27 protein-coding genes are annotated in these 26458 nt (G+C 73.4%); 8 read left to right on the top strand and 19 right to left on the bottom strand.

Going from position 1 to position 26458, the window contains the following annotated elements:
• Nucleotides 1-2: 2 nt before the first annotated feature.
• From secF to ACO229_RS05180, 13 genes are all read right to left on the bottom strand, one after another.
• Complete coding sequence (secF, locus tag ACO229_RS05240) at nucleotides 3-1094, bottom strand: protein translocase subunit SecF (RefSeq protein ID WP_397413518.1); 1092 nt, start codon at nucleotides 1092-1094, stop codon at nucleotides 3-5.
• The gene (gene secD / locus ACO229_RS05235) at nucleotides 1094-2968 is read right to left on the bottom strand and encodes a protein translocase subunit SecD (RefSeq protein ID WP_397430423.1); all 1875 of its coding nucleotides are present in this window, start codon (nucleotides 2966-2968) and stop codon (nucleotides 1094-1096) included. The genes secF and secD overlap by 1 nt, the downstream gene beginning before the upstream one ends.
• A gap of 81 nt (nucleotides 2969-3049) precedes the next feature.
• Nucleotides 3050-3493: a preprotein translocase subunit YajC gene (yajC, locus tag ACO229_RS05230; RefSeq protein ID WP_397430424.1), complete on the bottom strand. Its 444-nt coding sequence runs from the start codon at nucleotides 3491-3493 to the stop codon at nucleotides 3050-3052.
• Between the two features lie 138 nt (nucleotides 3494-3631).
• The gene (gene ruvB, locus ACO229_RS05225) at nucleotides 3632-4723 is read right to left on the bottom strand and encodes a Holliday junction branch migration DNA helicase RuvB (protein ID WP_423464024.1); all 1092 of its coding nucleotides are present in this window, start codon (nucleotides 4721-4723) and stop codon (nucleotides 3632-3634) included.
• Nucleotides 4716-5342 carry a Holliday junction branch migration protein RuvA gene (gene ruvA / locus ACO229_RS05220; protein WP_397430426.1) on the bottom strand — a complete coding sequence of 209 codons (627 nt, stop codon included), beginning with the start codon at nucleotides 5340-5342 and terminating at the stop codon, nucleotides 4716-4718. Before ruvA ends, ruvB begins: the two co-directional genes overlap by 8 nt.
• Nucleotides 5343-5418: 76 nt before the next feature.
• The gene (gene ruvC, locus ACO229_RS05215; RefSeq protein WP_397413523.1) at nucleotides 5419-5985 is read right to left on the bottom strand and encodes a crossover junction endodeoxyribonuclease RuvC; all 567 of its coding nucleotides are present in this window, start codon (nucleotides 5983-5985) and stop codon (nucleotides 5419-5421) included.
• A 45-nt stretch (nucleotides 5986-6030) separates the two neighbouring features.
• Nucleotides 6031-6792 (bottom strand): YebC/PmpR family DNA-binding transcriptional regulator, encoded by a 762-nt coding sequence (locus ACO229_RS05210; protein WP_397413524.1) that lies wholly within the window; start codon nucleotides 6790-6792, stop codon nucleotides 6031-6033.
• An 82-nt stretch (nucleotides 6793-6874) separates the two neighbouring features.
• Nucleotides 6875-7510: a pyridoxal 5'-phosphate synthase glutaminase subunit PdxT gene (gene pdxT, locus ACO229_RS05205; protein WP_397413525.1), complete on the bottom strand. Its 636-nt coding sequence runs from the start codon at nucleotides 7508-7510 to the stop codon at nucleotides 6875-6877.
• Nucleotides 7511-7551: 41 nt separating this feature from the next.
• Entirely contained in the window at nucleotides 7552-8058 is a 507-nt protein-coding gene (locus ACO229_RS05200; protein WP_423464023.1) for a hypothetical protein, read from the bottom strand.
• Nucleotides 8051-8704, bottom strand: a complete 654-nt coding sequence (locus ACO229_RS05195) for a hypothetical protein (RefSeq protein ID WP_397430429.1) — start codon at nucleotides 8702-8704, stop codon at nucleotides 8051-8053. Before ACO229_RS05195 ends, ACO229_RS05200 begins: the two co-directional genes overlap by 8 nt.
• Nucleotides 8701-9351 (bottom strand): signal peptidase I, encoded by a 651-nt coding sequence (locus ACO229_RS05190; protein ID WP_397430430.1) that lies wholly within the window; start codon nucleotides 9349-9351, stop codon nucleotides 8701-8703. Before ACO229_RS05190 ends, ACO229_RS05195 begins: the two co-directional genes overlap by 4 nt.
• 17 nt (nucleotides 9352-9368) lie before the next feature.
• On the bottom strand, nucleotides 9369-9905 hold the full coding sequence (locus tag ACO229_RS05185; RefSeq protein ID WP_397413529.1) for an alternate-type signal peptide domain-containing protein: 537 nt from the start codon (nucleotides 9903-9905) through the stop codon (nucleotides 9369-9371).
• Nucleotides 9906-10165: 260 nt separating this feature from the next.
• Nucleotides 10166-10708, bottom strand: a complete 543-nt coding sequence (locus tag ACO229_RS05180) for an NUDIX hydrolase (protein WP_397430431.1) — start codon at nucleotides 10706-10708, stop codon at nucleotides 10166-10168.
• A 43-nt stretch (nucleotides 10709-10751) separates the two neighbouring features.
• On the opposite strand from ACO229_RS05180, the gene ACO229_RS05175 reads away from it, so the two are divergent.
• Nucleotides 10752-11654: a sigma-70 family RNA polymerase sigma factor gene (locus ACO229_RS05175; protein WP_423464022.1), complete on the top strand. Its 903-nt coding sequence runs from the start codon at nucleotides 10752-10754 to the stop codon at nucleotides 11652-11654.
• 79 nt (nucleotides 11655-11733) lie between these two features.
• Nucleotides 11734-12648, top strand: a complete 915-nt coding sequence (locus tag ACO229_RS05170; RefSeq protein ID WP_397413533.1) for an NADP-dependent oxidoreductase — start codon at nucleotides 11734-11736, stop codon at nucleotides 12646-12648.
• 72 nt (nucleotides 12649-12720) lie between these two features.
• Here ACO229_RS05170 and hrpB read toward each other — a convergent pair whose 3' ends face one another.
• Complete coding sequence (hrpB, locus tag ACO229_RS05165) at nucleotides 12721-15264, bottom strand: ATP-dependent helicase HrpB (RefSeq protein ID WP_423464021.1); 2544 nt, start codon at nucleotides 15262-15264, stop codon at nucleotides 12721-12723.
• Between the two features lie 43 nt (nucleotides 15265-15307).
• On the opposite strand from hrpB, the gene ACO229_RS05160 reads away from it, so the two are divergent.
• The 3 genes from ACO229_RS05160 (at nucleotide 15308) to ACO229_RS05150 (ending at nucleotide 18339) form a co-directional block, all read left to right on the top strand.
• The gene (locus ACO229_RS05160) at nucleotides 15308-16162 is read left to right on the top strand and encodes a hypothetical protein (protein WP_423464020.1); all 855 of its coding nucleotides are present in this window, start codon (nucleotides 15308-15310) and stop codon (nucleotides 16160-16162) included.
• Nucleotides 16159-16857 carry a hypothetical protein gene (locus ACO229_RS05155; RefSeq protein ID WP_397430436.1) on the top strand — a complete coding sequence of 233 codons (699 nt, stop codon included), beginning with the start codon at nucleotides 16159-16161 and terminating at the stop codon, nucleotides 16855-16857. Before ACO229_RS05160 ends, ACO229_RS05155 begins: the two co-directional genes overlap by 4 nt.
• Nucleotides 16858-16953: 96 nt before the next feature.
• The gene (locus ACO229_RS05150; RefSeq protein WP_423464019.1) at nucleotides 16954-18339 is read left to right on the top strand and encodes a helix-turn-helix domain-containing protein; all 1386 of its coding nucleotides are present in this window, start codon (nucleotides 16954-16956) and stop codon (nucleotides 18337-18339) included.
• A 41-nt stretch (nucleotides 18340-18380) separates the two neighbouring features.
• Here ACO229_RS05150 and ACO229_RS05145 read toward each other — a convergent pair whose 3' ends face one another.
• Nucleotides 18381-18512 carry a hypothetical protein gene (locus ACO229_RS05145; protein WP_397413539.1) on the bottom strand — a complete coding sequence of 44 codons (132 nt, stop codon included), beginning with the start codon at nucleotides 18510-18512 and terminating at the stop codon, nucleotides 18381-18383.
• A 375-nt stretch (nucleotides 18513-18887) separates the two neighbouring features.
• Here ACO229_RS05145 and ACO229_RS05140 point away from each other — a divergent pair, with 375 nt between their 5' ends.
• The 3 genes from ACO229_RS05140 (at nucleotide 18888) to ACO229_RS05130 (ending at nucleotide 22768) form a co-directional block, all read left to right on the top strand.
• Nucleotides 18888-19967 carry a HesA/MoeB/ThiF family protein gene (locus ACO229_RS05140; protein WP_397430439.1) on the top strand — a complete coding sequence of 360 codons (1080 nt, stop codon included), beginning with the start codon at nucleotides 18888-18890 and terminating at the stop codon, nucleotides 19965-19967.
• The gene (locus ACO229_RS05135; RefSeq protein ID WP_423464018.1) at nucleotides 19964-21196 is read left to right on the top strand and encodes a hypothetical protein; all 1233 of its coding nucleotides are present in this window, start codon (nucleotides 19964-19966) and stop codon (nucleotides 21194-21196) included. Before ACO229_RS05140 ends, ACO229_RS05135 begins: the two co-directional genes overlap by 4 nt.
• Nucleotides 21197-21268: 72 nt before the next feature.
• Nucleotides 21269-22768 carry an SDR family NAD(P)-dependent oxidoreductase gene (locus tag ACO229_RS05130; RefSeq protein ID WP_423464016.1) on the top strand — a complete coding sequence of 500 codons (1500 nt, stop codon included), beginning with the start codon at nucleotides 21269-21271 and terminating at the stop codon, nucleotides 22766-22768.
• 372 nt (nucleotides 22769-23140) lie between these two features.
• On the opposite strand, the gene ACO229_RS05125 is transcribed toward ACO229_RS05130, so the two are convergent.
• From ACO229_RS05125 to ACO229_RS05110, 4 genes are all read right to left on the bottom strand, one after another.
• Entirely contained in the window at nucleotides 23141-23479 is a 339-nt protein-coding gene (locus tag ACO229_RS05125) for a hypothetical protein (RefSeq protein WP_423464014.1), read from the bottom strand.
• A gap of 121 nt (nucleotides 23480-23600) precedes the next feature.
• Nucleotides 23601-24515 (bottom strand): pyridoxal 5'-phosphate synthase lyase subunit PdxS, encoded by a 915-nt coding sequence (gene pdxS / locus ACO229_RS05120; protein ID WP_397413543.1) that lies wholly within the window; start codon nucleotides 24513-24515, stop codon nucleotides 23601-23603.
• Nucleotides 24516-24662: 147 nt separating this feature from the next.
• Entirely contained in the window at nucleotides 24663-25250 is a 588-nt protein-coding gene (locus tag ACO229_RS05115; protein ID WP_397413544.1) for a hypothetical protein, read from the bottom strand.
• Nucleotides 25247-26443, bottom strand: a complete 1197-nt coding sequence (locus tag ACO229_RS05110) for a glycosyltransferase family 4 protein (RefSeq protein ID WP_423465264.1) — start codon at nucleotides 26441-26443, stop codon at nucleotides 25247-25249. The genes ACO229_RS05115 and ACO229_RS05110 overlap by 4 nt, the downstream gene beginning before the upstream one ends.
• Nucleotides 26444-26458: the final 15 nt, after the last annotated feature.

The following is a 26458-nucleotide window of genomic DNA, read 5'->3' as shown; positions in this document are numbered from 1 at the left end:
GCCTACCGGCGCCGCCTGGGCTGGGCGGCCTGCCCCTGGTGATGCCCCGGCACGAGCTGCGCCGAGCCGGACGCCGCGGCGGCCAGCACGCTCTCGTCCGCGCCCTCGGCGATCAGGCCGGCCCGCAGGTCCATGACCTTCTTGGTGTGGGCGGCGATCTTGGGCTCACGCTCGCGGAGCGCCACGTCCAGCGGCGTCGCCAGGAACAGCGACGACAGGGCACCCGCGGCGATACCGACGAACAGCGACAGCGAGATGTCCTTCAGCGTGCCGGCCCCCAGCAGGAACCCGCCGACGAAGAGGATTCCCGCGACGGGCAGCAGCGCCACCACCGAGGTGTTGATGGACCGCACCAGGGTCTGGTTCACCGCGAGGTTGGCGCGCTCGCCGTACGTGCTGCGGGTCTGCTCCAGGACGTGGTCCGTGTTCTCGCGGACCTTGTCGAAGACGACCATCTTGTCGTACAGCGAGAAGCCGAGGATCGTCAGGAAGCCGATGATCGTGGACGGGGTGACCTCCCAGCCGATCGCGGCGTACACGCCGGCCGAGACCAGCACGTCGGCGAGCATCGCCACGATCGCGGCCACCGACATGCGCCACGCCCGGAAGTAGATCGCCATGAAGATCGCGGCCGCGGCCACGAACGCCACGGTGCCCCACAGCGCCCGCAGGCTCACGGACTGCCCCCAGGTGGGGCCGATGAAGTTCGAGGTGACCTCACCCACCTGGACGCCGTACGCGTCGGCCAGCGCCTCGGCCACGCGGTCGGTCTGCTCGCTGTCCAGCTCGGAGACCTGGACGCGCACCGCGGAGGCGCCGACGGTGGAGACGTGCGGCTCCTCCCCCGGGGCCACGGTCGCGACCGCGTCGATCGCCACGTCCTCGTCCGTCGTCGACGCGCCCGAGACGGTGAACTCGGACCCGCCGCGGAAGTCGATGCCCAGGTTCAGGCCCTGGAAGACCAGCACGAGGATCGAGGCCACCGAGAACAGCCCGACGATCGAGAACCAGATGCCGCGCTTCTGGATGATCGGGTACGACCGGCGTCCCGTGTAGAGGTCGTTGCCCCACTGAGCGAAGCCGCCTGCAGCCATCAGTGCTTCTCCTCGTTCTGAGCCTGCTGGGTCGACTCGACCGACCCCGCGGCAGCCTTGCGCTCGGCGGCACGCCGCTCCGCGATCGTCATCCTGCGGCCGTCCTCGGTCATCCGAGGTGCGGGCGACACGGACTGCGCCGTGACCAGCTCCCGCTCCGGCACCTCGGCGTCGGCGCCGCCGGCCGGAGCGGCGTCGGGGCCGGAGAACCGGCCGGCTCCCCGGTACCGCGGCGTGACCTCGATCCGGTCGGGCGACAGGCCCGAGGCCTTGTGCCCGTCCCGGAAGAACGGCACCTTGGCGAGCAGCTCCATGACCGGGTGCGTGAACCAGATGACCACCATGACGTCGATGATCGTGGTCAGGCCGAGCGTGAACGCGAAGCCACGCACGCCACCGACCGTCATGAAGTACAGGATCACGGCGGACAGCAGGTTCACGGCCTTGGCCGCGTAGATCGTCCGGCGGGCACGGAGCCAGCCGCGCTGGACCGCCAGGCGCAGCGACCTGCCGTCACGTAGCTCGTCACGGATACGTTCGAAGTACACGATGAACGAGTCCGCGGTGAAGCCGATGGCCACGATCAGACCCGCGACACCCGGCAGGGACAGGCGGTAGCCGATGCCCCAGCTCAGCAGGGCGATCACCACGTAGGTCATGGCGGCCGCCACGACCAGCGAGGCGACGGTGAGCAGGCCGAGCGTGCGGTACTGGAACAGCGAGTACACGACCACGAGCGCCAGGCCGATGAGACCGGCGAACAGGCCGCGCTGGAGCTGCTCGGAGCCCAGGGTGGCCGAGATCTGGTTCTGGCCCTCGACCTCGAACGTCAGCGGCAGCGAGCCGAAGCTGAGCTGGTTGGCCAGCGTCGCCGCCGAGCTCTGCGTGAAGGAGCCCGAGATGCTCGCCTGCCCGTTGGTGATCGGCTCGTTGATGCTCGGCGCCGAGACGACCAGGCTGTCCAGCACGATGGCGAACTGGTTGCGCGGCTGCTCCAGCGAGACGAGCCGCTCCGTGGTGGTCCGGAACGCCCGTGCGCCCTCGGAGTTGAGGTCGAGGCTGACGCCCCACACGTTCGAGACGGTGCCGTTCGCGTTCGGGATCAGCCCGGAGGTCGCCGAGCTGAGGTCTGTGCCGTCCACCTCGACGGGGCCGAGGACGTACTTGGCGACACCCGTCTGGTCGCAGGTCACCAGCGGGAGGTCCGGCCGGTCACCGCCGCCGCCCTGCAGGTTCTTCGGGTCCGTGCAGTCGAGCTCGTCGAACGCGGTCTGCACCGACGGCGTGATCTGGGCCAGGTCCGACGGGTCCGTGGCGGCCTCGACGGCCGCCTCCTGCTCGGCGATCTCCTCCTCGGTGTACCCGCCCGGAGCGGTCTCGCCGTCAGCGGCCTCCTCGTCGGCGGCGTCGCCGGACGCGGACGGGCTCGCCGAGGGCTGCGCCGTGGGGGTCGGGTTGCCGATCGTCAGCACGGGCCGGAACTTCATCTGCGCGGCCTTGGAGATCAGCGCGACGGTCTCGTCGTCGACCTCGCCCGGGATCTCGACCACGATCTGGTCGGTGCCCTGGCTGGAGATCTCGGCCTCGGTGACGCCGTTGGCGTCCACCCGCTGCCGGATCACTCCGATGGCCTCTTCCATCGCCTCCGGGGTGATCTCGGAGCCGTCCGAGGTCACCGCCTTGAGGATGACCTGGGTGCCGCCCTGGAGGTCGAGGGCCAGACCAGGTGCGAGGCTCGCGCCGTCCGGATTGTCGCTCGACTTGCCGTCGAGCTGCCAACCAGCCAAGAGGGCGCCGAAGGGCAGCAGGATCGTCAGGATCGTGAGGAGCACGATCGTGCGAACCGGCCGCGAGCGCCGGGTGTCAGTCGCCAACGTCTGTCTCTTCTCGTGTGCGCGCCGGGGTACGTCCGGCGCGGGTTCGGCGCCGTCCGGGGTCACCGGACGGCGCGGCCGTCACTTGCCGTCCGCGTCGGCGTCCCGTCGCTGCTGCTCCCGGTACTCGCGCTGAGCGGTGTCCAGGCCGGACAGGTCGTCGGGAACGTCGTTCGCGTCCGGGCTGATGGTACTTCCCGTTTCGCCGTTCGATGTGACGTCGGCCTCATCGGCCGCGTCGTCGTCGGCCGCGTCGTCGGCGACGGGCTCGTCGATCTTCTTCGCGATGGCGGCACGGAGCCACGTGGTGGGGCTGCCCGGGAAGGACTCGATGGTCACCTGGTCGGTGGACTCGTCGACGTCGATGACGGTGCCGATCATGCCGGAGGCGGTCATGACCTTGGTCCCGACGGTGAGGTTGTTCCGGAACTCCGCGGCCTCGCGCTGCTGCTTGCGGGTACGGGAGGACATGAAGAACATCACCACGAGGAGGATCGCGATGAGGATGAGGAATGAGGGGTCCACAGTGGATGGTCCTGTTCGATTGCTGGGTCGGGTGTGCCACGCACGCACGTCACGCACAGGTACGACGAGGATCCAACCCAGTGTAGTGCGCGGTGGGCTGATCCTCGGATCGCGGCGGACGGCGCCACAGGGACAACGTCAGGGATCCAGCAAAGTTCCCTGGTCCTCGGGCGCGGTGCCCCCTGCCGCGGCGGCGCCGGGCTGCGCGGGCGGCGTCAGCCCCAGGTGCTCCCAGGCCGCGAGCGTGGCCACGCGGCCGCGCGGCGTGCGCCCCACGAGCCCCTCGCGCACGAGGTACGGCTCGGCGACGGTCTCGACCGTCTCCGCCTCCTCGCCCACGGTCATGGCGAGCGTGGACAGGCCGACGGGTCCGCCGCCGAACCGGGTGCACAGCGCGGTCAGGACGGCGCGGTCGAGGCGGTCCAGGCCGATGGGGTCGACCTCGTAGACCTCCAGGGCGGACCTCGCGGCGTGCAGGTCGAGGCGACCGTCGCCGCGCACCTGCGCCCAGTCGCGCACCCGGCGCAGCAGCCGGTTGGCGATGCGGGGCGTGCCGCGGGAGCGGCCGGCGATCTCGTGGGCGGCCGCGTGCTCGAGGTGGACGCCGAGCAGGCCGGAGGAGCGCAGGATCACGCGCTCCAGCTCGGCCGGCGAGTAGTAGTCCATGTGCCCGGTGAAGCCGAAGCGGTCGCGCAGCGGGGCGGGCAGCAGGCCGGACCGGGTGGTGGCGCCGACCACGGTGAACCGCGGCAGTGCCAGCGGGATCGCGGAGGCACCGGCGCCCTTGCCCACCACGACGTCGACGCGGAAGTCCTCCATGGCGACGTACAGGAGCTCCTCGGCGGGGCGGGCCAGGCGGTGGATCTCGTCGATGAACAGCACGTCGCCCTCCTCCAGGGAGGACAGGACGGCGGCGAGGTCGCCGGCATGCTGGATGGCCGGCCCGCTGGTGAGCCGCAGGTGGGACTCCAGCTCGCCCGCGATGATCATGGCCAGGGTGGTCTTGCCGAGCCCGGGCGGGCCGGACAGGAGCACGTGGTCGGGCGGGTTGCCGCGGGCCAGGGCGGCCTGGAGCACGAGGGAGAGCTGGTCGCGCACCACCTGCTGGCCCACGAAGTCGTCGAGCCGCTTGGGGCGCAGCGCGGCCTCGGCGGCCCGCTCCACCTCGTCGGCGCTGGGTGCGACGATGCGGCCGCCGGGGCCCTCCGTCTCGGTGGAGACGTCAGCCACGGTGGCCTCCCAGCAGGCGCAGCGCGGCGCGGAGCGTGGTGGCGACCTCGTCGGCGGCCACGACCTCGGCGCCCGCCTCGGCGAGCACCTTCGCGACGGCGTCGTCCGCCTGCTTGGCCGGCCAGCCGAGGCCCGTCAGTGCCTCGACGACCCGCTCGGTGTGGTCGCCGGCGACGGTCGCCGCAGCGGTCGCGGCCTCGGCCGGAGCGCTGCCGGAGGCGGGGCCCAGGCGGTCGCCGAGCTCCAGCACGATGCGCTGGGCGCCCTTCCTGCCGATGCCGGGCACGCGGGTCAGCGCGGCGAGGTCCTCGGTGGCGACGGCGCGGCGCAGCGCGTCCGGGGTGTGCACGGCGAGCATCGCGAGCGCCAGGCGCGGGCCGACGCCGGAGACCGTCTGCACCGCCTCGAACACGTCACGCTCGTCGGCGTCGCCGAACCCGTAGAGGGTCATCGAGTCCTCGCGGACCACCATGCTCGTGGCGACACCCGCCGTCTCGCCGACGCGGAGCCCGGCGAGCGTGGTGGGCGTGGCGTGCACCAGGTAGCCGACGCCGCCGACGTCCACCACCACGCGGTCCAGGCCCACGTGGGCCACGGTCCCCGTCAGCGAGGCGATCACGGGCTCCCCTTTCATCGAACGTTCGTGCGAGGAGCCTAACAAGCGCGGGTGTGCCTCCTCGGGGAGGCACGCCGGGTCAGCGCCGCGGACGCTGCCGGGCGGCCTGCTCGGCGGCGGCCCAGGCCCGCTGGGCCGGTGTGAGCTCGTGCCGGTCGCCGCCCTGGAGGGCGCCGGACGGCCGCCAGAGGTGGCAGACGGCGAGCGCGAGGGCGTCGGCGGCGTCGGCCGGGCGGGGCGCCTCCTCCAGGTCGAGGATGCGGGTGATCATCGTCGTCACCTGCGCCTTGTCGGCGCGGCCCGAGCCGGTCACCGCGGCCTTCACCTCGGACGGCGTGTGCAGCGCGACGGGCACGCCGCGACGGGCTGCGGCCACCATGGCCAGGCCCGCCGCCTGGGCGGTCCCCATCACCGTGCCGACGTTGTGCTGGGCGAAGACCCGCTCGACGGCCACGACGTCGGGGACGTGCTCGTCGAGCCACGCGTCCAGGCCCTCGGCCACCTTCAGCAGCCGCAGATCGGTGGACAGGTCCGCGTCGGAGCGGATCACCCCGACCGCGACCATCCTTGCCCGGCGACCCGGCAGCGAGTCGACGACGCCGACGCCGCACCTGGTCAGACCGGGATCAACACCGAGAACGCGCACGGAGGAACCCTCTCACGCGCGCCCCCGGGGGCCCTGCAGGCTCGCCTACTCCTCGTCGTCGAGGGCCGCCATGACCTCGTCGCTCGCGTCGAAGTTGGCGTAGACGTTCTGCACGTCGTCGCTGTCCTCGAGCGCGTCGATGAGGCGCATGATCTTGCGGGCACCCTCGACGTCCACCTCGACCTGCATGGAGGGGTGGAAGATCACGTCGGCGGAGTCGTACTCGATACCCGCCTCCTGGATGGCCGTGCGCACCTGCACCAGGTCGGTGGCCTCGCTGAGCACCTCGATGACCTCGCCCTGGTCCGTGACCTCCTCGGCGCCCGCGTCGAGGGCGGCCAGCATCACGTCGTCCTCCGTGACGCCGTCGGCCTTGGGCACCACGACCAGGCCCTTGCGGGAGAACAGGTACGACACCGAGCCCGGGTCGGCGAGGTTGCCGCCGTTGCGGGAGAACGCCAGGCGCACCTCGGAGGCGGCGCGGTTCTTGTTGTCGGTGAGGCACTCGACGAGGACGGCGATGCCGTTGGTGCCGTAGCCCTCGTACATGATCGTCTGGTAGTCGACGGCGTCGGCGCCCTCGCCGGAGCCGCGCTTGACCGCACGGTCGATGTTGTCGTTGGGGACCGACGACTTCTTCGCCTTCTGGACCGCGTCGAACAGCGTCGGGTTACCGGCGAGATCGCCGCCGCCCGTGCGCGCCGCGACCTCGATGTTCTTGATCAGCTTGGCGAAGAGCTTGCCGCGCTTGGCGTCGATCGCGGCCTTCTTGTGCTTGGTCGTGGCCCACTTGGAGTGACCTGACATGCCTTTACCTGACTCCTTGCGTTTGCGGTGACTCGTGTGCGGTGACTGGTGCAGTGGCGTCGAACGGTAGCGGGACGACCGCTCAGCCGCCCGCAACCATGCCGGCGAACAACCCGTGCACGCGCGTGTCCCCCGTGATCTCGGGGTGGAACGCGGTGGCGAGCAGCGGCCCCTGCCGTGCTGCGACGATTCTACCGGCGGCCGCCACCGGACGGCCCTGTGTATCCACAGCCGGGATCCGCGCGAGCACCTCGACGTCGCTCCCGGCCTCCTCGATCCAGGGGGCGCGGATGAACGCGGTGCGCACCGGTCCGCCGTCCCCGGCGTCCGAGATGCCCGTGAACTCGAGGTCCGTCTCGAACGAGTCGACCTGCCGGCCGAAGGCGTTGCGCCGCACCACCACGTCCATCCCGCCGACCGTCTGCTGGTCCGCGGTGCCGTCCAGGATCCGGTCGGCGAGCAGGATCATCCCCGCGCACGAGCCGTACACCGGCAGGCCTTCCTTGATGCGGGTCTGCAACAGGTCGCGCAGCTCGAAGATCCGCAGCAGCTTGTCGATCGTCGTCGACTCGCCGCCGGGCAGCACGAGACCGTCCACGGCGGTCAGCTCGGCGGGCCGGCGCACGGTCACGGCGCGTGCGCCCACGGACTCGAGGGCTACCAGGTGCTCGCGGACGTCGCCCTGCAGGGCGAGGACGCCGATGGTCGGGATGCTCACAGCCGTCCATCCTACGGCGCGGCCCGCAGGGCTCCCGGCGTTCAGGAGGTGCACTCCAGCGTCAGCCCGGGCGGTACCACGATCACCCCCGCCTGGACCGTCTCGGTGGCCACCGGCGCGGTCCACGACGTGCCGGGCAGCGATGCGGTCACGCGGACCGTCAGCGTGCCGCCGAACAGCCCGCTGAAGAGCTGCTGCAGCACGGCCTGGTCGATCACCACGGTGCGGGTGGCGCCGTCGTCCGTCACCGGCGCCGCCACGTCGTTGATCGTGGCCGTGTAGTCGAGGGCATGCGGGGTACTGGTCTCCGGCCAGGTGACCGCTGCCGTCTCGAAGACCTGCCCGTCGGTGTCGGTGCAGGTGGTCGCGGTGGCCGGCAGGGTCCAGGCCGTGACGGCGTCCGCCGGGCCCGTGGTGGTGCCCCCGGCCGCCCAGGCTCCCCACGCGACCCCTGTGCCCGTGCACAGCGCCAGGGCCACGAGCACGGCCACCGTGATGCGCCGTCGCCGCGACAGCGCGCGGGGTACAGCCCCGCCCCGGTCACCCACGGCGCGCTCCCCTGCGCAGCAGCACACCCAGGACGACCGCGGCGGCCGCCAGCAGGGTCGGCAACAGCAGGTTCGCGCCCGTCCGCGGCAGCGTCCCCGGGCCGCCCGCCCCGGGCACGGCGCCACCGCCCGCACCGCCGTCGCCCGCGCCCGGCCCGACGCCCCAGAGTGTCACGACGAGGTCGAGGTGCACCGTCCGGTCCTGTGTCGAGCTGCCGGCCGCGGGATCGAACCCCACCTCGATCCCGATCGGCAGCTCCTCGCCAGGTGCGAGGCTCGTGACCGCCGAGACCGGGCCGTCCGTCCACGCGCCGTCCCCCAGGCGCGTGCGCACGTCGAGCGCGTCCGCCAGGGGCAGGCCCGCGCCGGCCGGCCCACCGTCCAGGCGTACCGTCACCGCCACGTCCGCGGCCTCGCCGGACCCGTTGCGGGCGTACAGCGTGCCGGTCGCGACGTCGCCCGGCACCCACACCAGGCCGGGATCGAGCAGCGGCGCCGTGACGACGGGCGCCCAGGTGTTCCCGTCCACGCTCAGGAACAGCCGCTCCGCATCGCCGTCCGGCACCGCGGACGCCGACCCGGCCGGTCCCCCGAGGGCCGACCCGGCCACGAGCCCGGCGACGAGCACCGACGCCGCCCACCTCATGGCTCTCCCCCGGCCCCGCCCGCGGCGGTGTGCTCGCGCACCACCGGCCCCTCCTCGGAACGCCCCGGCCCCTCGCGGGGACCGCCGCCGTCGGCCACCCCAGGGCCGACGGCGGCGGGGCCTACGGGCACCCGCGCGGACCGTTCGCGCACGGCACGGAACACCTGCCACCCCGCGTAGCCGAGCAGCAGCACGGCCACGACGGCACCGACCGCCGCACGCTGCCCGGTGAACACCCCGGCCACGTACCCGAGGTAGGGCACGTGGTACCAGACCGCGCCACGCACCTGGACGTCCCGGACGGGCACCACGTCGGGCACATCGTTCGCGTCGCCCTGAGTGACGTAGGTGCGCTCGCCACCGACCGTCGAACCGACGCCGACGACGCGGTGCGTCACCATCCGTTCCCGACCCGACCGGAGCTGGTAGGTGATGACGGTGCCGGTGCCGATCCGCCCGGCGTCGACCGGGCGCGACACGACCAGGGTGCCGACGGGGAGCGTGGGCTCCATGGAGTCGGTGAGCACCACGAAGGGGGTGGCGCCGGCCGCCCGGGGCACGATCACCCCCAGCACGAGCGCGGCGCCCGCCACGACCACGACCACGGCCGCGAGCGCACGCCCCGTCAGACGAGCTGCTGTCCGCACGGTCTCGGCACCACCGGTCAGGGTGCGGGGACGAGGTGGGCCTGTGTCACCTGGACCGTGACGTCCTCCAGGGCTGCGGTGAGCGCCTGGGTCTCGTTGCCGGCGTCGTCCGGGAAGGTGGCCGCGACCGTGACCACGAGGTCGGAGGCCGCCTCGACGGGTACCGGCTCGGCCAGCGGAAGGGTGACGGGGGCACCGTCCAGCGTGGCCCCGGAGACGGCGACGTCCAGCACGGCGGTCAGCGCGTTGTCCTCCGCCCAGGTGGGGGCGGTCACCGTGATGTCACCCAGCGCGAGGTGGTCACCCGTGCCACCCACGGTCAGGGCGCAGTCGGTGGTCACGGTGTCGCCCGGCACGATGCCCTCGGTGACGGCACCGCCGCCGTCGAGCGTCCAGTCGCCGCACGCACCGTCGGTCATGGTCAGGGTGCCCGAGGTGACGTCCGTGCCGGTCGCGAGGCCGTCGTCCGTCCAGAACGCGAGGGTGCCGGCACCACCGAGCAGCAGTGCGGCGGCGCCACCCGTCGCGAGCGCGGCCTTGGTGAGTCTCTCCATGACTGGAACCTTCCGTGGTGGGTGCCCCTGCGCCACCACGCTAAACAGGCTTCATTGCGATGCGCGCGGCATATCAGCGCGCATTCCTGGTTTTCACCCGCAGTACTTTTCTTCGGCGTCCGGATTGCACGGCAGGCGTTGCATTTGTGCAGTTCGGACGCCCATGCATCGGCATATAAGACGCTCCAACAATGCATGATAAATCACAGAGAAAATGCGCCGAACACCATTCCAAGCACGCTCGCGCACACCGGGGGCGCTCAGTCGTCGAGCTGCACGCCCAGGTGCCGCACCTCGCCGTCCCAGCCGGCCAGCAGGTGGTCGACGACGTCGGGCAGCTCCGGCGGGAAGACCTCCAGCGGCTGCTCCCGCAGCTCCGCGGGGGTGAGCCAGGCCATCTCGTCCAGCAGCTCCTGCTCGGCCGCCGTCCAGCCGTCGGTCGACACCGCGACGGCGTCCGCCACCCGGGCCAGGTAGAACACCTCGTGCTGACGGCAGGTCTCCGCGAAGAAGTCGAAGATGCCCGTCCGGGTCAGCACCGGGCCCACCAGGTCCTCGGCGGCCAGCACGACGCCCGCCTCCTCACGGGTCTCGCGCAGCGCCGCCTGCACGGGAGTCTCTCCCGCGTCGATGCCGCCGCCCACCGTGAACCACCAGGACCGTTCCGGCTGGTTCACGTCGTGGCCGCGCACCACGAGCACACGGCCGGCGCCGTCGACGAGGATGACGCGGGCCGCGGAGCGCTCGCGGACGCCGTCCGGCGCCGGGACCCAGTCGTCGCCGAGCGCGGAGGTGAGGGACATGCGGGCCAGGATAACCGCAGCGGTCCGGGGTCATGATGGGCGCATGACGCAGGTGTGGCCGGTCACGGGCCTGGATCGTGACCGTCTGGTCGGGCTCGCCTACCGGATGCTCGGCACGGTCGCGGACGCCGAGGACGCCGTCCAGGAGGCGTTCGTGCGCTGGTACCGGCTGGACGAGGGCGCCCGGGCGGACGTCGGCAACACGGTCGGCTGGTTCGCCCGGACGACGAGCCGCGTGTGCCTGGACGTGCTGAAGAGCGCGCGTCGGCACCACGAGCTCTACACCGGCCCATGGCTCCCCGAACCCGTCCCCGGCGGCCGGTTCCAGGTGCCGGCACCGTCCGGCGGCGACCCTGCGGAGCGGGCCCTGGCGGCCGAGTCGGTGGGCATGGCGCTGCTGAGCGTGATGGAGAGCATGACCCCGGCCGAACGTGTCGCCTTCGTGCTCCGGGACGTGTTCGACTACCCGGTGGCCGACGTCGCGGACATCCTGGACCGTTCCCCGGGCGCCGTGCGGCAGCTCGCGTCGTCCGCGCGTGCCCGCGTGGCCGCGCACGGGCCGGAGCCGACGGCCGGCGAGGCGAGCGCCCCGCTGACGGCGGCGTTCCGACATGCGGCCAACACCGGCGACGTCGCGACGCTCGTGCGGCTCCTGCACCCGGGCGTCACTCTGCGGTCCGACGGCGGCGGGATCGTCCGGGCCGCCCTCAACCCCGTGCACGGCCCGGACAAGGTGGCGCGCTTCGTCGTGGGCGTGCTCGCGCGGCAGAGCCCCGTGCGGCTCGTGAGCCGGACGACGGACGCCGGCCCGGTCCTGACCTTCGAGCACGATGGTTCGGTCAGCGGCGTGCTGGAGCTCGTCGTCCGCGACGGTGCCGTGGTCGACGTGCTGATCCAGTGGAACCCACACAAGCTCACGCTCTGGCGGGACTCCACCGGAACCTGACGCCAGGGCCCCGCATCTCGTCTACCCGGTGAAGCACACCTCGCCCACAGGACGAGACGACCGAACGGGAGAACATCAGATGAAAGCCATCACCGTCACCGACCGGGACGCCGGCACCGCCGGGATGCGGCTCACGGACCAGCCGGAACCGAGCGCGGCGGAGAACGACGTCGTCGTGCGCGTGCACGCCTCCGGCTTCACGCCGGGCGAGCTGACCTGGCCGGCCACGTGGACCGACCGCGCCGGCCACGACCGCACGCCGAGCATCCCGGGCCACGAGCTCGCCGGCGTGGTCACCGGGCTCGGGTACGGGACCACCGGGATCAGCGTGGGGCAGCGCGTGCTCGGCCTCGCGGACTGGACGCGCGACGGCACGCTCGCCGAGTACGTGGCGGTCGAGGCCCGCAACCTCGCACCGCTGCCGGCCGACGTGGACTTCGTCACCGGCGCGAGCCTGCCGATCTCCGGGCTCACCGCGTGGCAGGCCCTGTTCGACCACGGACGGCTCGAGGCGGGGCAGACCGTGCTCGTGCACGGCGCCGCCGGCGGCGTCGGGTCGGTCGTCACCCAGCTCGCCCGCGAGACGGGCGCGTACGTGATCGGGACCGGACGCACGGCCGACCGGGCAACGGCGACCGACTTCGGCGCGCACGACTTCGTGGACCTCGGCACCGACGACCTCGCCGCCGTGGGGCACGTCGACCTCGTCCTCGACGTCATCGGCGGGGAGATCGCCGACCGGTCCGTCGACCTCGTCCGGCCGGGTGGCACCCTCGTGTCGATCGCCGAGCCGCCCGCCCGGCAGCCGGAGGGCGGGCGGTCCGTGTTCTTCGTCGTCGAGGTCGACCGCGCCCAGCTCGTCGAGATCGTCCGCCGGGTCCGCGACGGGCGCCTGCGGACGAACGTCGCGGCCGTGCGGCCGCTCGCCGAGGCGGTCGAGGCACTGAACCCGACGGCGCGAGTCGCGGGCAAGACGATCATCACCATCGCGTAAGGGCCTCCCGCCCGGCAGGACGCCGGGGGCGCTCGCCCCCGGTGCTCCCGCCGGCCACTGCAGGCACCCGGCTCACCGCCGCGGCTTCGCCCTCCTCGTCGGCACCGCCGTCAGCGGATCCTCCGGCCACGGATGCCGCGGGTAACGAGCCCGCATGTCGGCCCGGACCTGCGGATAGCCCTGCTTCCAGAACGACGCGAGGTCGCTCGTGATCGCCACCGGGCGCTGCGCGGGCGACAGCAGGTGCAGCACCACCGGGACGCGGCCGTCCGCGACGGCCGGGGTGACGGTCCAGCCGAACACCTCCTGCAGCTTCACGGCGAGGACCGGCGGCCCGGCGCCGTCGTACGCGAGCCGCACCTCGGAGCCGGACGGGACCCGGAGCCGTTCGGGCGCGAGCTCGTCGAGCCGGACGGCCTCGGGCCAGGGCAGCAGGCGCCGCAGGGCCGAGGTGACGTCGATGCGGGACAGGTCGCGCGCGGCCCGCACCGACGCGAGCTCGGTACCCAGCCAGTCGTCGAGGCCGGCCAGCAGCGCGTCGTCGTCGACGGCCGGCCACGGGGCGCCGAGGTGCGCGTGGCAGAACGCCAGCCGGTCGCGCAGCGCGACCGCGGCCTCCGACCAGCGCAGCACGGACAGGCCGCTGCGCCGGATACCGTCACGGACGGCCGCCTGCACCTGCAGCGGGTCCGGCTGCGCCAGCGGCGCGTCGCTCAGGACGATCGCCCCGAGCGTCTCGACCCGCCGCGTCACTATCCGCCCGTCGGCCCAGCGGATCTGGTCGGCCCTCGAGACCAGCTCGGCGGCGACGTCCCGCGCCGTGGCCTCGTCGATCGGCGCCGCGGCACGGATCCGGGCGTCGACGCGGCCTGGCGCCCGGTCCGCGACCGCGATCGCCAGCCAGGGCGTGGCCCGCAGCGGCGACTGCGGGTCCAGCGCGGCGCCCGTGCCACCCGACATCTGGTAGGTGGCCGAGTCGCTCCCCCGGGCGCGCGCGATCCGGTCCGGGTACGCCAGGCCCACCACGATCCCGGCCGCGAGATCGTCCGGGACGCGCTGCTCCTCACGGCCGGGCCCCGCCTCTCCGCCCGCCGGAGAGGCAGGCGGAGAGGCACCCGGCGTACCCCGGCCGAGCCGCCTCACCTCCTCCCGCCACCGCGCCGTGGCCGCACGGTCGTCGCCGCGACGCAGGGCCCGCCACCGAGCGGGCAGGTCGTCGCCGGAGCCCCGGCCGGAGTCGTCCGAGAGCAGCGCGACGACCTCGCGCGCCCGGTCGGCACCGACCCGCGCTGCCCCGTCCAGCAGCGCGCGGGCCAGCCGGGGGTGCGCCCCCACCGCCGCCATCCGCCGGCCCCGCCCGGTGATCCGGCCCTCCTCGTCCACGGCGTCGATGCGGCGCAGCAGCTCACCGGCCGCGGTCATCGCCGCCGGCGGCGGCGGGTCGAGCAGCGTCAGGCCGGCGCCCCCGGGCGCACCCCAGGCCGCGAGGTCGAGAGCGAAGGACGCCAGGTCCGCGATCGCGATCTCCGGCGCCGGATGGTCGTCGAGCCGGGCATGATCCGTCGCGGACCAGCACCGGTAGACCCGCCCGGGCGCCTCACGCCCGGCACGACCCGCCCGCTGCTCGGCCGAGGACCGCGAGACCCGGCAGGTGACCAGCGCACCGAGGCCACGGGACTGGTCGGTGCGCGGCTCCCGGGCCAGACCCGAGTCGACCACGACCCGGACCCCGGGCACGGTCAGCGAGCTCTCCGCGACCGACGTCGTCACCACGATCCGGCGCACGGCGGACGGCGCGAGCGCCCGGTCCTGCTCGGCGCGGGACTGGCGGCCGAACAGGGGCAGCACGTTCTGGTCGGCCAGCCGGCGCGTCACCCCGTGGATCTCGGCCTCCCCCGGTACGAACACGAGCACGTCGCCCTCGTTCTCGGCCAGCGCCCGCCGGACGACGGCGGCGACGTGGTCCAGCAGGCGAGGGTCGACCCGCCCGCCGGGGAGCAGCGGGGTGGTGACCGGCGGCGGGGCCCACTCGACGGCCACGTCGAACAGCGCGGCGGACGCGGTGACCACGGGCGCCGGCTCCTCCGCACCCAGCGCACGGCTCAGCCGCACCGTGTCCGCCGTGGCGGAGGTCGCGACGATCGCCAGGTCGTCCCGGAGGTTCGTCCGGACGTCGAGGGCGAGCGCCAGCAGCAGATCGGCGTCGAGGTGCCGCTCGTGGCACTCGTCGATCACGATCGCGGAGACACCCGGCAGCTCCGGGTCCTGCTGCAGGCGCCGGACCAGGAGGCCCGTGGTCACCACCTCGACGCGCAGCCCCGTGCCGCCGCTGCGCTCGCCGCGCATCGCGTGGCCGATCCGCTGCCCGAGCGGTTCGCCGACGAGGTCCGCGAGCCGGGCGGCGGCCGCTCGGGTCGCCATCCTGCGCGGTTCGGCCACGACGACCGTGCCACCGAGGGCGTCCGCCAGCGCGAGCGGCAGCAGCGAGGTCTTGCCCGACCCGGGCGGCGCGACCAGCACCGCGGCGCCGCGCGACCGCACGGCGTCGACCGTGGCGGACAGGACCGCCCGGACCGGCAGGTCCGCCCCGGGCACCGACGAGTCAGGGAGCAGCACGCCCCGACCGTAACCGACGAAGCCCCTGCGAGAATGCGTCCTCGTGAACCACCTGCTGGACCTCGGGTCCCGGAAGTTCTGGCGGCTGACCGGCAGGCCGGTCGACCTAGCGGGCGACCACTCCTGGTTGCGCGCCCCGACGAGCCGGTCCGCCACGGTCGCGGACGGCTGGCTCGCCGCCGAGGCCGCGCACCACGGCGGCACGGTCGACGACGACGCGACCGCGGCGGTCCCCGCCCCCGGCCTCCTGCCGACGATGGCGGTCCTCGACGGGCCAGGCTTCGACGCCGCAGGGCTCGACCCCCGGATCCGCGACTTCTACGAGCACACCGCCGCCTGGCGCATGGAGGTGTGGTCCGGCTGGTCCCCGCTGTTCTGGCCGGCCGGCGAGCTGGTCGCGCGGTTCTTCGGCCGCCGGGTCGAGCAGCTCTCCCTCCCGATGCGCCCGCTCGACGTGGCACACGGCATGGACAGCAGGGTGCGCGTGATCCGCGACCGGCACGGCGCGCAGGTCGGGGCCGCGTGGCTCCGCACGCTGCGGCCGTCGGGCCGCTACGTGTTCAGCGGCTGCTACTCGGCGCGCCGGCTCCCCGGCGCTGCCGGGCCGAGCGTCCACGTCGCGTTCCCGCTCGAGTCCGGCAACGTGCAGGTCTTCCTGCGCCCGGCCGTCACCGACGAGGGCGGGCTCATCCTGGAGTCGCCCCCGGGCCGGTTCGGGCAGGACGGCGCGTACGTCACCGTCCGCGACGGCGGCCGGGACTTCGCGGCACGCATCCCCCTGCACGAGACCTTCCGCCTGTACCGCGACCCGTACGGTGTGCTCCGCACGGACCACGAGCTGCGGATGTGGCGCACCTGGATGATGCGGCTGCACTACAAGATGGAGCGCGAGCGATGATGCACACCTTCCACCTCGCCGAGCTGCCCGCGGCCGTGACGGCACGCGCGCTCGTGCGACCGCCGTCGGGCACCACGACGCCGGGACTGGACCACGCCGAGTGCCTGGCCCTCATGCGCCTGGGCGCGCCCACGGTCTCCGCGGACCGGCTGCAGCTGCGGCGGATCGCCGTCTTCGCACAGTGGCGCGACGAGGACGCCGTGGACCGTTTCCTGTCCGACGACGCCCTGGGCCGCCACCTGGCGACCGGCTGGCACGTCCGACTGGAGTACCTGCGCCGCTGGTCCCACCTGGCAGCGCTGCCCGGCCTGCCCGCCCGGTCGGGCACCTGGGACCAGGACGAACCCGTGGTCGCGGTGACCGTCGCGCGGATGCGGCTGCCCGAGGTGCCCCGGTTCCTGCGGTGGGGCAAGCCCGTCGAGCGTCAGGTGCGCGACCACCCCGGTACCACGCTCGCCCTGGCCGCCTTCCGGCCGCCGCGCACCATCGCCACGTTCTCCGTGTGGCGCACCGTGCGCGCGATGGAGGCGATGGTGCACGGCCGCTCCGACCTCCCCGCGGCCCGGCGGCACGCCGACGCCATGGCCGAACGCCGGCGGCGCGACTTCCACCACGAGTTCGCGACGTACCGCTTCCGTCCGCTCGCGGAGCACGGCACCTGGGAGGGCCGGACGGGGATCGTCCCGACGGCCTGATCCGGGGCCAGGTTGCAGGAACCTGCACGACGGCCGGGCACCGAGCGCTCAGGATGGGCGCGGAAGGCCACGTCGTTCACGTCCCTCGGGAGCCGCATGACAGTGCACAGCTCGGAGCACGACCTGCTCGCACAGCTCCGCCGCCGCGCGGGCCTGACCCAGGAGGAGCTCGCCGAGCGGGCCGGCCTGGCCGTGCGTTCGGTCAGCAACATCGAGCGCAGCGCCGTCGGACGGCCACGGGTGAGCACCCTGCGCGCGATCGGGGCGGGCCTCGGTCTCGACGACGCCCGGGTCGGGGAGCTGCTCGACTTCTACCGTCGACGGTGGGCGCAGCCGGCCCCGGAGCGGGCCCAGGCCGAGCCGGCCGTCCGGGTGCCCGCCCCGGAAGCCCTCGGGCCGGCCGGTGCGGCGCCCACCCAGCTGCCCTCCCCGCCGTCGACGTTCTCCGGGCGGTCAGAAGAGCTCTCGGCGCTGGACACCGTGCTGACCGGCCCCGGCGGCGGGCACCGTTGCGTCGTGCTCGACGGCCCGGCCGGCGTCGGCAAGACCGCCCTCGTCCTGGCCTGGGCCCATGCCCGGCACGACGCGTTCCCCGACGGTCAGCTGTACGCCGACCTGCATGGCTCCATCGGGCGGCCGCCGTCGGCCGAGGACCTCGCGCGCCAGTTCCTGACCGACCTGGGGATCCCGGACGCCGACGTCCCGTCGTCATCCGTCGCCCGCACGGCGCTGCTGCGTCAGGTGCTGGCCGCGCGGCGCGTGCTCGTCGTCCTCGACGACGCCGCGTCCGCCCAGCAGGTCCGGCCCCTGCTACCCGGCCCGGGCGCCTGCACGACGGTCGTGGCCAGCCGCCACCAGCTGCGCGGGCTCAGCATCCGTGACGAGGCCCGGCACGTCGGCGTACCCCCGATGCCCGAGGGGGCCGCCGCCCGGCTGGTCCGCACGCTCCTGGGAGACGAGCGTCTGCGTGCGGCGCCGGGGGCGGTCGACGCGATCGTGCAGCGCTGCTCCGGGCTTCCGCTGGCGCTGCGCATCGCCTGCGACCACCTGGTCCGCCGGACCACCGCGCAGGCGCCCGAGGCGCTGGCGGCCTGGCTGGCCGAACCGGCACCGCTCGACGCCTTCCGCACCGCGGACGACGCCGAGTGCGACCTGCGCGCAGCCTTCACGGCGTCGTACCGGCAGCTCTCGGACGAGGCGGCACGGTACTTCCGGCTGCTGGGGGTCCCGCCACGCACCCGGCTGTCCCGGGACGCCGTCGCGGCGCTCTGGGACCTGCCGCTGCGGACCACGGACACCATCCTGGCCGAGCTGGCCTCGGCGCACCTGATCGAGGAACCCTCGCCGGGCCGGTACGAGCTGCACGCGCTGCTGTGGGAGTTCGCGCGGGAGACCGGCATCGACCACGACCCCGAACCCATCCGGCGGGCGGCCCTGCGCGGGATCCTGGAGCACTGGGCCACTCGCTCGGCTCGCGGCTGATCAGACGCCGCGAGCCGGGCGACCGGTCGTCCCGGGCGCCGTCACGGCGCGCCGACACACCACTGGAGCTCCTTGGGGCACTGGGCGCTCGCCGGCGCCGCCAGCGACAGCCCGCCGGCCACGACCATCAGCATCGTCGTGGCGACCACCAGGAATCGCTTCACCGTCGTCATGGGCTTCTCCTCACTCGTCCGCACCCTCACCGTGGGTGACGCAGGAACGCTGCCACGGCGTGCACGGCGCCGCCCAGGAAGTCTTGCCGGGCAACGGACGTTGCCTGCGCTGCTGCCGGTCGAATTGCCGGAGCAACTTCCTGGTCCTGGTCACCGCGCACTGCCTTAGATGGCCCAGTCCGAACACCCAGGAGGGAGGCCAGTCATGACGATCGTCGTTCGTAAGGTCGAGCCGGTGAAGGCGACCCAGTACCCGGACCCGCCCGGCGACAGCTGAGCAGCACTCCCGCACCAGGGGCCGGCCCCGCACGCCTCCCGTGCGACGGGGCCGGCCCTCGGCACACCCACTCCGTACACGACGACAGGGAGTCCTCGATGATCGCGCTGAAGAACTGCCGATGGGAACGGTCCGGCGAGGTCTTGACCCTCATGGCGGACCAGAGCCGGACCATCGAGCTCGACGACCCGACCGGGGACGTCGCGGCCCTCCTGGCTGCCCTCCGCGAAGGTGCGGAGGACGCCGCCGCGCTCACCGCCCGGCTGCGCGCCTCCGGGCACGACACCGACGTCGCCACGGTCCGGACGGCGATCGAGGCCCTGGACGGGCTGAGGGTGCTGGAACGGTCCGAGACGTCGATCGACCGGCGGCCCAGAAAGCACCGGGACTACAGCAACCTCGCGTACTTCGACCTGTTCAGCAGCCTCGACGTCACGGCGGAGGACTTCCGCAGCCGCCTGGCCGACGCGCACGTGGTGCAGCTCGGCGTCGGCGGCCTCGGGTCGAACGTGCTGCAGTCGCTGTGCGGGCTCGGCGTCGGCCGCCTCACGCTGCTGGACAACGACCTGGTGGAGCCCGCGAACTTCGCGCGCCAGTTCGTCTACCGCGAGGATCAGGTCGGCACCCCGAAGGTGGAGCGCGCCGCGCAGTGGGCCCGGGCCTTCAGCTCCGACATCGACGTACGCACGGTGAGCCGCTGGGTGGGCGGGCCCGACGACGTCAGCGACCTGCTGACCGACGCCGACCTCGTGGTCTCGGGCGTCGACCAGCCGAACGACATCGACCTCTGGGTGAACGAGGCCTGCGTGACGGCCGGCGTCCCGTGGATCCGCGGCGGCATGTTCGGCACCATGGTGATCTACTTCTCGGTCGACCCCGGCAGGACCGCGTGCTACCGGTGCAGCCGGGCCGCATCGGACCGGGGCGTCGTCCGCCGGCTGAGCAGCGGCCTGGACCGCGTCAACCGGGGCATCGGCCCGGCGGCCGCGCTGGTCGGTTCGCTCGTGGCCTTCGAGGCGCTGCGCTATCTCACCGGGTTCGCCCCGCCGTACGCGGCGGGCGCGTCCGTGATCCTCGACACCGCCGACGGCTGCCGCCAGACCCGCACGGAGTGGGCCCGCGACCCCGGCTGCCCGGCCTGCGCCCGCACCCCCCGTGCGATGGCAGGCGCCTCGTGAGCGACGTCGGCACCACCACCGTGGCCCTGCGCGACCTCACCGTCACCGACGACGGCGAGGAGTGCATCATCGGCGACCCGTCCGCCGGGAGCTACATCAACGTCCCCGCCGTGGGTGGCGTCGTGGTCCGGTCCCTGCTCTCCGGGCGGACCGTCGCCGAGGTCACGGCGGAGGCCGAGGCGTTCGCCGGGGAGACCGTGGACGTCGCGTCCTTCGTCGACACGCTCGACGAGCTCGGGTTCGTCGCCCACGACGGAGCGTCCGGTGGCGCCGGCCCCGCGCCGACGGCGCCCGTCCAGCAGCGCACCTGGTTCGCCGGGGTGGACGAGCGGGTGGCCCGATGGTTCTTCGGCCGGACCGCCTGGACGGTCTACGCCGTCGCCGCGCTGTTCGCCCTGATCACCCTCGTCGCGCGACCGGACCTGCTCCCCCACTCGACGGATGCGATCATCGTGTCGGACTTCGGGATCAGCGCGCTCATCGTCCTGCCGGTGGGCTGGTCGATCACGGCCCTGCACGAGTACTGGCACTGGCTCGCGACGCGGGCACTGGGCCTGCAGTCGAGGTTCGGGATCGACGTGCGGTACGGGGTGCTCCTCGTGTTCGAGACGGACCTGACGCAGATCTGGAGCGTGGCCCGGCGCCGGCGCTACGGGCCCCAGCTGGCCGGGATGGCCGTCCAGAGCGTGCTGCTGGCCGGGACCCTGCTCGCCGAGGTGCTGTGGCGGGACGCGCCGTTCCTGCGGCTGCTCGTGCTGCTCAACCTGTCGACGCTGATGTGGCAGGCCATGGTCTTCCTGCGCTCCGACCTGTACGCCGTGCTGGTGACCGCCACGGGATGCACCAACCTGTGGGAGACGACCCAGCTGCGCGCCAAGGCGATGTTCCGCCTGATCAGCAGCTCGGAACAGCGTGCCCTCGACGACGCCTCCCCGGCGGACCGCCGGGTGAGCCGGTGGTTCGTGCACGTGTGGCTGATCGGTCCGGTGTTCGCCGCCGGCTACCTGGTCTGGTACCTGCTGCCGTGGGTCGGCGAGGCGGCCGCCTGGACCGCGGCGGGGCTGGCGACGTCCCCGGCGACCGGGCGGTTCTGGTGGACCGCCGCCTCCGCGGTCGCGCTGTTCGGGCCCCTCGTGCTGACGGCGGTCGTCGCGGCGAAGGCGGGGGTCCGGGCGCTGCGAACGCGCAAGGGCGCCGGACACGCGGCGACGGCCCAGCGCGCCGCGTGACATTCCAGACAGTCCACATGCGGCGGCCGGGAGAAGCCGGGTCCCGGCCCAGGAGCCGGTTACCCTACGGCGGTGCCGACCAACACGGGGATCGATCCGGACGAGCTTGCCACCACCCTCCGGGTGCTGGGCAGGCTCCACGACCTCGCACCCGACCATCCCGACGTCCAGACGGTCAAGCAGGCGACCGGCTACATGTGGAAGCTGCTCAAGAAGTCGCGCAAGGCCGCGGTCCGCGAGGAGATCCAGGCACACGACCGGAGCATCATCGAGAAGACGGCGACCGGTTCGCCGGCGCGGATCGACGACGAGACCGCCGGCATCCCGCTGGTCTCCTCCGCGCCCGGGGCGTTCGCCGGGGAGCTGCGTACCGCCCGCGGCTGCTACATCTGCAAGACGGACTACACGCTGGTCGACTCGTTCTACCACTGGCTGTGCCCGGACTGTGCTGCGAAGAGCCACGTGCGGCGCGACCAGCGCACGGACCTGACCGGCCGGCGCGCGCTGCTCACCGGCGGCCGGGCCAAGATCGGCATGTACATCGCGCTGCGCCTGCTGCGCGACGGCGCCCACCTCACCGTCACCACCCGCTTCCCGAAGGACGCGGTGCGCCGCTTCTCGGCGATGCCTGACGCCGCCGACTGGCTGCACCGCCTCAAGATCGTCGGCATCGACCTGCGCGACCCCACCCAGGTGATCGCCCTGGCCGACGACGTGGCCGCGGCGGGTCCGCTCGACATCCTGATCAACAACGCGTGCCAGACGGTGCGGCGGTCCCCGGGGGCCTACTCGCAGCTCGTCGCGGGTGAGTCCGCGCCGGTGGCCCCGCTCCCCTTCGGGCTCGAACCGCCGGAGATGGTCACGTTCGACCACGTGTCGCAGGCGCACCCCGCCGCGATCGCGGGCGCGCTCGCCGCCCTGTCGGTCGCCCACCACGAGGGCGAGTCGCACGACGACGCCGTCGCGACGCACACCGCGGCATCCCTGACGGCGCTGGCGCTCCGAGCAGGCTCGGCCTCCCTCGACGCCCACCTGGCCGGTACGGCGGTCGACGCCGGCGGGCTGCTCCCCGACGTCCAGGAGAACAACTCGTGGACCCAGGTCGTGGACGAGGTCGACCCGCTGGAGCTCCTGGAGGTCCAGCTCTGCAACGCGATCGCGCCGTTCCTGCTCATCTCCCGGCTGCGGCCGGCGATGCGCGCCGCGACGGCCAAGGCCCGCCGCGGGTACGTCGTCAACGTCTCGGCGATGGAGGGGCAGTTCTCCCGCCGGTACAAGGGCGCGGGGCACCCGCACACCAACATGGCCAAGGCCGCCCTCAACATGCTGACCCGGACCTCCGCCGGGGAGATGTTCGAGAAGGACCGGGTCCTGATGACCGCCGTGGACACCGGGTGGATCACGGACGAGCGCCCGCACCACGAGAAGCTGCGGCTCGCCGCCGAGGGCTGGCACGCTCCCCTCGACCTGGTCGACGGCGCCGCCCGCGTCTACGACCCGATCGTCCAGGGCGAGGCCGGGACCGACCTGTACGGCTGCTTCCTCAAGGACTACGAGCCGTCACCCTGGTAGTACCGGCCCCGCCGGCAGCCCGGGGGGAGGCGTTCCGGGCCGAGGTGCGAACCAGGGACCAAAGTCCCTACCCTGCCGGCCCCGGTCAGGCGCACACTGGAGGCAGGCCTGCGAGACAGGCGAGGGAGCCGAGAGGCTGAGAGGTCAGAAGGTCGAACGACCGGCTGGCGACCCCCACTACCTGATCCGGACAATGCCGGCGAAGGGAAATCGCCTCGCAGGTCCTTTTCGTGCGACCTGTCGCGACCGCGGAAGGACCCCGCGGACCCGGCGCCGGGCGGGTACTTGGAACAGCGCGACGGCCCGGGAATCTAGGCGTGGGTCACACATTCGTGAAACACGGCAATGCAGGAATGTAGACAAGAATGACGCTCAGCGTCCTTCGACCTCGCGAGCCAACACTTCCCCGCGTTCGGTCAGACGCAACCGGAATCCCGCACCCATCGGCCTCCAGTCGAGTTCATCCAGCTCGCTCCTTGACCGGATGATCCAGTCGTCAACCGTGCCGGGCCAGTCTTCGAAACCAGCATCGCCAGGACGCCCCGGAACCATCAGACCACTCGAATAGAGCCTGCCAAGAATTTCGATCGCTCGCTCCTTGGAGGTTTCATCGAGGGCGCCGCGAGTCGTGAACCATATGGCGTTATGGAGCGAGACCCAGTCGTCGAGACCATCCTCTAAGAACTCGGAGATGATCTCATCATCCTCCATGGATGTGCACCTTTCTTCCCCGCACCACCACACCGACCGACGAGGAAAGGCCCCGCAGACACAAGGTCCGCGGAGCCTTTCCCGCTCCCTCAGGGCCGAGCTGCGCCCTGAGGACAGAACATCACCAGCCGCGCTCGGCCAGCCGCACCGGCGCCGGCTCCTCCTCGACGTTGATGCCCACCATCGCCTCGCCCAGCCCGCGCGAGACCTTGGCGATCACGTCCGCGTCGTCGAAGAACGTCGTCGCCTGGACGATCGCCTTCGCGCGCTGCGCCGGGTTGCCCGACTTGAAGATGCCCGAGCCGACGAACACGCCCTCGGCGCCGAGCTGCATCATCATCGCGGCGTCCGCCGGGGTGGCGATGCCGCCCGCGGTGAACAGCACGACCGGCAGCTTGCCGGTGGTCGCGACCTCCTTGACCAGCTCGTACGGCGCCTGCAGCTCCTTGGCGGCGACGAACAGCTCGTCCTCGGGCAGCGAGGTCAGCCGGCGGATCTCCTGCCGGATCTGACGCATGTGCGTGGTCGCGTTCGAAACGTCGCCCGTGCCGGCCTCACCCTTGGAGCGGATCATCGCCGCACCCTCGGTGATGCGGCGCAGCGCCTCGCCGAGGTTGGTCGCACCGCACACGAAGGGCACGGTGAAGCCCCACTTGTCGATGTGGTTGGCGTAGTCCGCGGGCGTCAGCACCTCGGACTCGTCGATGTAGTCGACGCCGAGCGACTGCAGCACCTGGGCCTCGACGAAGTGCCCGATGCGCGCCTTCGCCATCACGGGGATCGAGACGGCCTCGATGATGCCGTCGATCATGTCGGGGTCGCTCATGCGCGACACGCCGCCCTGCGCGCGGATGTCCGCGGGCACCCGCTCCAGCGCCATGACGGCCACCGCGCCCGCGTCCTCGGCGATCTTCGCCTGGTCGGGCGTGACGACGTCCATGATCACGCCGCCCTTGAGCATCTCGGCCATGCCGCGCTTCACGCGCGCGGTGCCGACCGTGCCCACGGTGTTCTCGCCGGTCACGGATTCAGTCACGGTTACCTCGCATAGTTCTCGCCGGTGGGATCGACGCCGGTCGTTCCGGGCGCGGTCGGCGCCCTGTCCCGATCCTATCGCCCGCCCCCGACGACCCTCGCCGCCCGTTCGCCCAGCGGTCACCCGCCGTCCGGCCCGCCCGGGTGGTCACCCGCCGTTCGGCTCCAGCGCGTGCGGCAGCACGTCGTCCAGCTCCACCGTGCGCGGCATCGGCGCCCGGCCGGCCAGGTGGAAGAGCCGCACGTACCAGAGGCGGCGCACGCGCCGGGCCTGGGCGACCGCCTCGTTGTGGAACCGGCGCGCGAGCGTCGCCCGGTACCAGGCGGCGCCGAGCGCCTCGACGACCTCGGCCGACGGCCCCTCCAGCAGCGCCCGCGCGGCCTCGGGCGCGCCCAGCGCCTCCCGCAAGGTGGCCGTCAGCCCCGACTCGGCGCGCTCCCGGTCCGCTCCGAGGCCGTCCATCTTGAGGGCCGCGGCCGGCGCGGTGACCGGCCCGGCGTCCGACGCCGCGTACGCCGCGTCCGCCACCAGCACCGAGCTCGCCGGGTCGAGCGCGCCGGAGACCGCCAGCTCCGTCGCCGCCGACGCCCGCCGCACGAGCTGCGCGTCGAGCGCGATCCTCGACGCGGCGACCTTGCGGTGCAGCCGGTCCACGCGGGACGCCCCGCGCCAGGCGAGCAGCAGGCCCACGGCGAGCGCCCCCAGGGCGACCAGAGCCACCTCCGACCAGGTCATGCGTCACCTCCGACCCGCCGGGGGAACAGCCCCATGACGCGGCCGACGACGTCGCCGCCGATGGCGTGGTCGGCGGCGAGCGTCATGTCGTAGACCGCCAGCACCTGCTCGGTGACCCCGGACCAGTCGAACCGCTGGACCCACTGGCGGGCGTGGGCGCGGTAGCCGTCGCGGCGTGCGGGGTCGGCGAGCAGGGCGAGCACGGTGGCTGCCAGGTCGTCGGGGTCTCCGGTGCGGAACAGCGCCCCGGCGGCGCCGTCGTCCAGGACGCGCTGGAACGCGCCCAGGTCGCTGGCCACCACCACGGACCCGGCGCTCATCGCCTCGACGAGCACGATGCCGAAGCTCTCCCCGCCGGTCTGCGGCGCGACGTAGAGGTCGGCGGAGGCCAGCAGGGCGGCCTTGTCGGCGTCGGACACCCCGCCCAGGAACTCGACGGAGGAGGCCAGGTCCCCGAGCGCCTCGCGCGTCTCCGCGACGGCGCCGTTCCCACGCCCCGCGACCAGGAACCGGGTGCCGGGCACCTGGGCGAGGATCGCGGGGATCGCGCGCACGAGGACGTCCAGGCCCTTGCGCGGCTCGTCGAGCCGGCCGAGGAACGCGACGGTGGGTGCCCCCGGCGTCCCGGTCCACGCGGGCCGGCGGGCGCTGCTCGCGAACTGCTGCGTGTAGACGCCGTTGGGGATCACCACGGCGTCGCCGCCGAGGTGGTCCACGAGGGTGCGACGGGCGTCCTCGGAGACGGCGATGCGCGCCGCGATCTTCTCCAGGGACTGCCGCACGAGCGGGTAGGCGACCTGGAGCGCGCGCGAGCGCACCTGGGAGGTGTGGAACGTGGCCACGACGGGCTCGGTGGCCTGCCAGAGCGCGAGCATGGACAGCGACGGCACCATCGGCTCGTGCAGGTGGACGATGTCGAAGGGCCGCCCCCCGATGCCGCCCTCCAGCCAGCGGCGCACGCGGGTCGCGGTCACCGGGCCGAACGTGAGCCGGGCGACCGAGCCGTTGTAGGGCACGGGCACGGCGCGGCCGGCGGCGGTGACGACGTCGGGCAGCTCGGTGTCGTCGCTGGACGGGGCCAGCACGGAGACCTCGTGGCCGGCGGCCTGGAGCGCCTCGGCGAGGTCGCGCACGTGGAACTGGACGCCCCCGGGGGCGTCGAAGGAGTACGGGCAGACGATGCCCACCCGCAGGTGGCCGCGCCGCCG

This window comes from Promicromonospora sp. MS192 (assembly GCF_049532985.1).
Taxonomy (GTDB): domain Bacteria; phylum Actinomycetota; class Actinomycetes; order Actinomycetales; family Cellulomonadaceae; genus Promicromonospora.
This window is presented reverse-complemented; position numbering and strand designations above follow the sequence as displayed.

What these genes read in the sequence shown, in the direction of transcription:
- secF (WP_397413518.1), bottom strand. Translation starts at nt 1,094, where the DNA reads ATGGCTGCAGGCGGCTTCGCTCAGTGGGGCAACGACCTCTACACGGGA.
- ACO229_RS05210 (WP_397413524.1), bottom strand. Translation starts at nt 6,792, where the DNA reads ATGTCAGGTCACTCCAAGTGGGCCACGACCAAGCACAAGAAGGCCGCG.
- ACO229_RS05195 (WP_397430429.1), bottom strand. Translation starts at nt 8,704, where the DNA reads ATGAGGTGGGCGGCGTCGGTGCTCGTCGCCGGGCTCGTGGCCGGGTCG.
- ACO229_RS05185 (WP_397413529.1), bottom strand. Translation starts at nt 9,905, where the DNA reads ATGGAGAGACTCACCAAGGCCGCGCTCGCGACGGGTGGCGCCGCCGCA.
- ACO229_RS05180 (WP_397430431.1), bottom strand. Translation starts at nt 10,708, where the DNA reads ATGTCCCTCACCTCCGCGCTCGGCGACGACTGGGTCCCGGCGCCGGAC.
- ACO229_RS05175 (WP_423464022.1), top strand. Translation starts at nt 10,752, where the DNA reads ATGACGCAGGTGTGGCCGGTCACGGGCCTGGATCGTGACCGTCTGGTC.
- ACO229_RS05170 (WP_397413533.1), top strand. Translation starts at nt 11,734, where the DNA reads ATGAAAGCCATCACCGTCACCGACCGGGACGCCGGCACCGCCGGGATG.
- ACO229_RS05155 (WP_397430436.1), top strand. Translation starts at nt 16,159, where the DNA reads ATGATGCACACCTTCCACCTCGCCGAGCTGCCCGCGGCCGTGACGGCA.
- ACO229_RS05150 (WP_423464019.1), top strand. Translation starts at nt 16,954, where the DNA reads ATGACAGTGCACAGCTCGGAGCACGACCTGCTCGCACAGCTCCGCCGC.
- ACO229_RS05145 (WP_397413539.1), bottom strand. Translation starts at nt 18,512, where the DNA reads ATGACGACGGTGAAGCGATTCCTGGTGGTCGCCACGACGATGCTGATG.
- ACO229_RS05140 (WP_397430439.1), top strand. Translation starts at nt 18,888, where the DNA reads ATGATCGCGCTGAAGAACTGCCGATGGGAACGGTCCGGCGAGGTCTTG.
- ACO229_RS05125 (WP_423464014.1), bottom strand. Translation starts at nt 23,479, where the DNA reads ATGGAGGATGATGAGATCATCTCCGAGTTCTTAGAGGATGGTCTCGAC.
- ACO229_RS05115 (WP_397413544.1), bottom strand. Translation starts at nt 25,250, where the DNA reads ATGACCTGGTCGGAGGTGGCTCTGGTCGCCCTGGGGGCGCTCGCCGTG.